The 695-nt window shown below is 53.8% G+C and carries 1 pseudogene; it reads left to right on the forward strand.

Annotation, left to right across the window (positions count from 1 at the left end):
- A pseudogene (locus A3730_RS04860) lies at positions 1 to 279 on the forward strand (iron ABC transporter permease); the annotation flags it as partial.
- Positions 280 to 695: the final 416 nt, after the last annotated feature.

Consider the following 695-nt stretch of genomic DNA (forward strand, 5'->3'; position numbering starts at 1 on the left):
GCGGCCCGCACCCTGGGCGCAACCGCTTCGGAGGTGGGGCGCCGGGTGTACCTGCCGATGATGCTGCCGGGGCTGTTTACGGCCTTGCTTCTGGTGGGCATCGATGTGATGAAGGAAATGCCCGCCACCCTCTTGTTGCGCCCCTTTGGCTGGGATACCCTGGCAGTGCGTATCTATGAGCTTACCGCCGAAGGGGAGTGGCAACGCGCCGCTGCCCCGTCACTGACTCTGGTGTTGCTGGGGCTGGTGCCTGTCATGGTGTTAAGTCGTCGCCGCTAATAGCGCGGCTTTTGCAGAAACATTCACAAAGCTGTCTGCCATTCTGCCCAGCGTGTGCCTCTCCGCCTTGGCGGTACCGCGCTCGGTTATCTTCCCTGTTTGTGCCGCGGTTCCTGCGGTCTCGTCGTCAGGTTAACAGTCGTGCAATCCGCTCCATGTTTTTCGTGGGTAATGGCTGCTCATCGGGGTAAAGATGCGGCTTTTCAGGCGTTTTGTACGAAGAAAGACGTATTTTGAATGTAATTCATATGTTTGCTTTTGTGTATATATGTAAACACTGTGATTTTTTGAGACATTGTCGTGATTAAACGCGCTCAATTGTTGGCACGATGGTATCAATAATATTGAGCAAAAAACTGCTCAGCACAACGATCAGGTGCGCCTGAATTTGCGTACCGCCAAATAATAACAACGGC

Source organism: Alcanivorax sp. HI0044, assembly GCF_001634945.1.